The 6,429-nt window shown below is 74.5% G+C and carries 5 protein-coding genes; 4 read left to right on the top strand and 1 reads right to left on the bottom strand.

Annotated features, from left to right (window positions below):
* Positions 1–144 precede the first annotated feature (144 nt).
* Positions 145–906, bottom strand: coding sequence for a tyrosine-protein phosphatase (locus ACFV0O_RS10150; protein WP_380338936.1), 762 nt, complete (start codon positions 904–906; stop codon positions 145–147).
* 223 nt (positions 907–1,129) lie between these two features.
* Between ACFV0O_RS10150 and ACFV0O_RS10145 the strand changes: the two genes are divergently transcribed.
* The 4 genes from ACFV0O_RS10145 (at position 1,130) to ACFV0O_RS10130 (ending at position 6,371) form a co-directional block, all read left to right on the top strand.
* Entirely contained in the window at positions 1,130–1,936 is an 807-nt protein-coding gene (locus ACFV0O_RS10145; protein ID WP_380338934.1) for a GntR family transcriptional regulator, read from the top strand.
* Positions 1,937–2,108: 172 nt separating this feature from the next.
* On the top strand, positions 2,109–3,224 hold the full coding sequence (locus ACFV0O_RS10140; RefSeq protein WP_380338932.1) for a PucR family transcriptional regulator: 1,116 nt from the start codon (positions 2,109–2,111) through the stop codon (positions 3,222–3,224).
* A 207-nt stretch (positions 3,225–3,431) separates the two neighbouring features.
* Entirely contained in the window at positions 3,432–4,232 is an 801-nt protein-coding gene (locus tag ACFV0O_RS10135) for a hypothetical protein (RefSeq protein WP_380338929.1), read from the top strand.
* A gap of 108 nt (positions 4,233–4,340) precedes the next feature.
* Entirely contained in the window at positions 4,341–6,371 is a 2,031-nt protein-coding gene (locus ACFV0O_RS10130) for a flotillin family protein (protein WP_380338927.1), read from the top strand.
* The last annotated feature ends 58 nt before the right edge of the window (positions 6,372–6,429 follow it).

The raw sequence follows: 6,429 nt of genomic DNA, 5'->3' as shown, positions 1-6,429 counted from the left end.
GGTGGGGGGGGGGGGGGGGTGGTGCGGTTGGGAGTCTCTTGACGCGGCGTGGGCGCCCGCCCCCCCCCCCCCCCCCCCCCCGCCGCGCGCGGGCGGGGGCGGGGGCGGCGCGACGCTATGGCGCGGGCGCTCCGGCGCGGGTGCTCAGACCGCGGCCACGCCCGCCTTGGTGCGGAAGGCGGTGAGGGTGGCCGCCGGGACACCGCAGGTGGGGAGGAAGGAGGCGGCGCCGCCGTGGTGGGAACGGACGCGGTCGAGGAAGACCGCCATCGCCTCGGCCGGGGCCTCCAGCAGGGGCGCGGGGATGGTGAGGTTGCGGCCCCGGGAGTCGGTGACCCGCGAGGTGGTGCGGTCGTTGAGGGCGGTGCGGTGGCGTTCGGCGAGGCCCGCGAAGATCTGCGGGAGGGCGTCCGTGGTGCGGGCGTAGTCGGCGACGATGCGGTCGGCGGAGGCGCCGAGCAGGTCGAGGAGGAGGGCGGTCAGCAGACCGGTGCGGTCCTTGCCGGCCGCGCAGTGCAGCAGGACGGCGCCGGGGCGGACGGTGGCCTCGACGGCGGCGGCGACCGCCTCGGGTGCGGACTCGGCCAGCAGCACGTAGAAGTCGCCGAGGTCGGCGGCCGTGGCCATGGTGCTCATCCGCGCGGTGAGGGCGTCGGTGGCCGGGTTCACCGGGGCCGCGACGACGGCTATCCCGGCGGCCTCGGCGGCGGCCCAGTCGGCGGGGTCGGTCTCGCGCGGGTCGCGCAGGTCGACGACGGTCCGGATGTCGCAGGCGCGCAGCTGGGCGACGACGGCCTCGTCGGCGGCCGGGAACGGCTGGGCGGAGCGGTACAGCACGCCGGGGCGGACCCACCGGCCCTCTGGGTCACCGAGGGCGGCGGCGTCGCGGAAGTTGACCAGGGACATGCGGGAGGCCTTTCGGTGGAGCCGCGCTCGGGAGGGGCGGATGTCCGGGCGGACATCTAGACGTCTAGATGTCTAACCCCTCCGGGGGTCGCCGGGCAAGCGGCAACCGACGGCGCTCCCTCCATCCCACCCCCGCCCGCGCACCGGGGCGACCCGAACGGGACGGGTGACAGGAGCCGGGACGCGGCGGGCACCGGCCGGTGGGCTTCGTAGGATCGAGCGTGTGGCGACCAACCCCCCGAACCCCGCGGACACCCCGAGCACCCCGCTGTACCGCCGCCTGGCCCGCCGGCTCCAGGAGCGCGTCGACGCGGGGACGTACCCGGCGGGCACCCGGCTGCCGAGCGAGCCGGAGCTGAGCGCGGAGTTCGGCGTCAACCGGCTGACCGTGCGGCAGGCGGTGGCGGAGCTGGAACGGGCGGCCGTGGTGGAGATCCGCCGGGGCGTCGGCACCTTCGTCCGCCCGCCCGCCGTCCGCGTGTCGATCGCGGTGGACCCGCGCAGCCAGCGCTTCGACCTCGGCAGCGTGCACGCGGCCCTGCCCGACCGCGGCCGGGACGGCGACCCGGGCGGCGAGGGCGACCCGGGCGACGGCGAGTTCGTCGTGGCCGCGCCCGGGGTGACCGGCTCGGCGGAGGACGCGGAGGCGGCCCGCCGGCTCGGCCGCGAGCCCCGGGAGCTGTTCCGGGTGGACTCGGTGATCCGGCTGGGCGGGCGGCCCCGGGCGGCCTGCAGCTACTGGGTGCCGTTCGGCCCGCTGCCCGCCGACCTGGTCCGGCCGGGCCGTCCCGGGAACCTGGTGCTGGACCTGGCACGGGCCGCCGGGGTGGAGCTGGAGTACGACTGGCGGGCCTTCGGCGCGGTCGGCGCGGACCTCGCGGACGCCGAACTGCTGGGCGTCCCGCCGGGCACCGCGCTGCTGGTCCGCGAGGGCGTCAGCTGCACCCCGGACGGCACGCCGACCCTGTACGTGCGGCGGCGGATCGACGGCAGCAGCGCCCGGTTCGTGCTGCACTTCCGGGACCGGTAGCGGCGGGTGGCACCCGGGCCCGGTACACCTGCGGTCGGCGCCCGGTCCCACACTCCGTCCCGCGCCCGGTCCCGCATGGGTTCCAGGGTCGGCCGCACCCGGCCCCCGGCGGACCGTTCCTGCTAGTGTTCAGCGCCGAAATACCAGGTCGTACGGGGGATGGCAGGACACGGTGACCGAGGGCATCGAGCACGACGTACCCACCGAGCTGGCCGAGGCCTACCTCGTCCTGCTCGCCGACGCCTCCCGCACCGGACGGCTGCTGCGGCGCGACGAGCTGGAGGGTCTGCGCAAGCTCGGCGAGCACTGCGCCGAGGCCGGGTACGGGATGCGCGAGGTGGTGGCACACTGCCTGGCGGCGGCCCGCCGGGCCTGGCAGACACTGCCCGGGACGGCCGCCGCGAGCAGCGTCAACGAGCTGCGCCGGATGGGCGACGCCGTCCTCGCCGCCACGGACGCCGCGCTGGCGGCGCTCGGCGAGGGGCACGAGCGCGCACAGCGCCTGGCGGTCCGTCAGGAGGAGGCGGCCCGGCGGGAGTTCATCGACGACCTGCTGTTCGGCCGCAGTGACCTCGGCCTGCTCGCCGAACGGGCGGAGCGGTTCGGGCTGCGGCTGGCGAGCGCGTACACGGTGGCGGTCGCGGTGGGCGACGAGCCGTTCGCGGACGTGCATCCGCTGGTGCACCGGGTGGAGCGGGAGCTGGCCGGGCGGTTCGGCGAACGGGACGTCCTGCTGGCCGGCAAGGACGGTCGCCTGGTCTGCATCGCCCCGGACTCCGAGCGAGCCGTGCTGGAGGCCTTCGCCGACCTGTCCCTGCATCCCGGCCCCGGCTACCGCCCGGTGCTGCGGGTGGCCACCGGCCGTCGGCACTCGGGGCCGAGCGGGGTGCTGCGCAGCTACGAGGAGGCGCTGGACGCGCTGGACTACGCGCACCGCCTCGGCCTGCCGACCGAACTGCTGAAGGCCGAGGACCTGCTGGTCTTCCCGGTGCTGATGCGCGACCGGGCGGCGATGGCGGACCTGGTGCGCAGCGTGCTCGGCCCGCTGACCGAGGCGCGCGGCGGCGCCCGTCCGCTGCTGGACACCATCGCCGTGCAGGCGGAGGCCGCGTACGTGAACGCGGAGGCGGCGCGCCGGCTGGGGCTGAGCGTGCGCACGCTGGGCTACCGGCTGGAGCGGATCAAGGCGCTCACGGGGTACGACCCGGCGGACGCGCTGCAGCGCTTCACGCTGGAGACGGCGGCGATGGGCGCGCGGCTGCTGAACTGGCCGGAACAGCCCCTCTAGACCCGTCCCCGCCAAACCCGCGCGGGCCCGCTGCGACAGCCCGGCGGTCGCCCTGTTGCCCGGCTGTTGCAGTGTCACGCGGGTCGCGCGTACCAGGGTGTCAAAGGGCCGTAAAGATTGCCGGATCCTGGCAATGTGCGGCGGGCTCCCCCACTGTCATGATCTCCCCGGCGCCGAAGTGCGGTGCCGTGGGGGAGGCGGGGGAGCGTGGCCGGGACGGGGGGATTCTTCGCGGCCGCGCTGGCCTTTCCGACGGCGCTGTTCAGCTTCGCGCTGGTGGTGGTCGTCGGGTACTGGCTGCTGATGCTGCTCGGCGGACTGGGGTTCGACGCCCTGCACGGGGGACACGGCGTCGGGCACCACCCGGGTGCCGGGCACGTCGGCCATGCCGGGCACGTCGGGCACGTGGGTCACGTCGGGCATGGTGCCGGGGGGCACAGTGCCGGGGGGCACGTGGCGCACGGGACGTCCGGCGGGCACGGCACCGGCGGGCACGGCACCGACGGGGGGAACGGCGGCAAGGGCGCCCAGGCGGGCTCCGGCCACCACGGGGGCGTGCTGGACGCGCTGGGGCTGGGCGGGGTGCCCGTGACGGTGGCGGTGTCGCTGCTGGTCGCGCTCGCCTGGTTCGTCAGCCTGGCCGGCACCGTGCTCACCTCGGGGGCGCCCGCGCGCGGCGGCGTGTTCGCCGTCGCGCTGGTCGCCGCCTGGGCGGGCACCCGGGTGCTCGTCAAGCCGCTGAGGCGGCTCTTCCCGCAGGACCGGCCGACCACGCGGGGGGACTTCGTCGGCCGGGTCTGCGTGATCCGGACCGGCCGGGTGACGGCCGACTTCGGACAGGCCGAGGTCGCCGCCGAGGACGGGTCCAGCGCGACCGTCCAGGTCCGCACGGCCACCCCGGAACCCGGGCTGACGGCCGGGCGGACCGCCCTGATCTTCGACTACGACGCCGAGGGCGAGCACTTCCTGGTGGCGCCCTTCGACCCGTCGCCGCCGGGCCTCGACTGAGGCAACGCACCGCACCACGCCACACCGTCCAGGATCCGACGATCCGTCACTTCGTTCTGCTCGCTTTCCACTTCGCACCATCTCGTCATCTCGTCAAAGGACTCCGTGATGGACACCATCGCCGTGGGTTTCGGCGTACTCGTCGCCGTCGTGCTGCTCATCGTGCTCGCCATGCTGCTCTTCGTGGGCCGCCTGTTCCAGAAGGTCGAGCAGGGCAAGGCACTCATCGTCTCCCGGACGAAGAAGGTGGACGTCACCTTCACCGGCACGATCGTCCTGCCGATCCTGCACAAGGGCGAGCTGATGGACATCACCGCCAAGACGGTGGAGATCCACCGGGCCGGCCGGGACGGCCTGATCTGCCGCGACAACATCCGCGCGGACATCCGGATCTCCTTCTTCGTCCGGGTGAACAAGACCGTCGAGGACGTCGTCAAGGTCGCGCAGTCGATCGGCACCGGCCGGGCCAGCGACCCGCAGGCGATCCAGGACTTCTTCGCCGCCAAGTTCGCCGAGGCGCTCAAGACCGTCGGCAAGCAGCTCGACTTCACCGACCTGTACACCCACCGGCACGAGTTCCGGGACCAGATCATCGCGGTCATCGGCACCGACCTCAACGGCTTCACGCTGGAGGACGCGGCCATCGACCACCTGGAACAGACTCCGATGAGCCAGCTGGACGGCGACAACATCCTGGACGCCCAGGGCATCCGCAAGATCACCGAGCTGACCGCGATCGAGCACGTGCGCACCAACGAGTACCAGCGCACCGAGGAGAAGGAGATCACCCGGCAGAACGTCGACGCCCGGGAGACCGTCCTGGAGCTCGAACGCCGCCAGGCCGACGCCGAGATCCGCCAGCGCCGCGAGATCGAGACCCTGCGCGCCACGGAGGACGCGGTGATCGCCCGGGTGCAGGAGGAGGAGCGGCTCAACGCGCAGACCGCCTTCCTGCGCACCGAGGAGCTGCTCGGGGTCCAGCGGGAGAACCAGGCCCGCGAGGTCGCGGTGGCGCAGAAGAACCGCGAGCGGGTGATCGCGGTGGAGAACGAGCGGATCGAGAAGGACCGCCTGCTGGAGGTCGTCGGCCGCGAGCGGGAGACCGAACTCGCCACGATCGCCAAGGTGAAGGAGGTCGAGTCCGCCAAGCGGGAGGTCGCCGACGTGGTCCGCGAGCGGGTCGCGGTGGACCGCACCGTCGCCGAGCAGGAGGAGGCCGTCAAGACGCTGCGCGCCACCGAGGAGGCCGAGCGCGTCCGCAAGTCCGTCGTCATCCAGGCCGAGGCGGAGGCGCAGGAGAAGCTCGTCAAGGACATCAAGGCCGCCGAGGCCGCCGAACAGGCCGCCACGCACAAGGCCCGCGAGGCGCTGGTGCTGGCCGAGGCCCGGCAGCGAGCCGCCGAGCTGGACGCGGCCGCCAAGATCCGGATGGCCGAGGGCGTCCGGGCCGAGGCCGCCGCCGAGGGCCTGGCCCGCGTCCAGGTGCGGGAGCAGGAGGCCGCGGCGGTGGAGAAGGTCGGCCTCGCCGAGGCCGTCGTCCAGGCCGAGAAGGCCAAGGCCGCCGCGCTGGAGGTCGGTGCCAAGCTGAAGGCCGAGGCCGAGGGCCTGACCGAGAAGGCCGCGGCGATGGCCAAGCTGGACGAGGCCTCGCGCGGGCACGAGGAGTACCGGCTGCGGCTGGCCGCCGAGAAGGACGTCCGGCTGGCCGGGCTGGACACCCAGCGGCAGATCGCCGAGGCGCAGGCCGCGCTGGTCGCGGCCGGCCTGGAGAAGGCCAAGATCGACATCGTCGGCGGGGACTCGGTGTTCTTCGACCGGCTGGTGCAGTCGGTCACGGCCGGCAAGAGCGTGGACGCCTTCGTCGGCCACTCGCAGACCGCGCAGGCCCTGGCCGGCCCCTGGCTGGACGGACGGGCCAGCTTCACCGAGGACCTCACCCGGGTGCTGTCGTCGGTCTCCACCGCGGACGTGCAGAACCTGACGGTGTCCGCGCTGCTGATGAAGCTGATCGGCTCGGGCGCCGGCGAGCAGTCCGGGCAGCTGCGCCAACTGCTGGACTCGGCGCGGAAGCTGGGCGTCGCCGAGACCCCGATCGGGTCGCTGGCCGGTGGCCTCGCCCCGGTGAACGGCTCCAAGTAGCGTACGGACCCGGGCGACGCCGCTCCCAGCGGCACCACTGCGGACGGCGTCGCCCCGG

Origin of the sequence: Kitasatospora sp. NPDC059577 (assembly GCF_042735475.1) — a bacterium.
Taxonomy (GTDB): Bacteria; Actinomycetota; Actinomycetes; order Streptomycetales; family Streptomycetaceae; genus Kitasatospora.
Note: the sequence above shows the minus strand (reverse complement) of the source record. Positions and strands in the feature narration are given on the sequence as shown.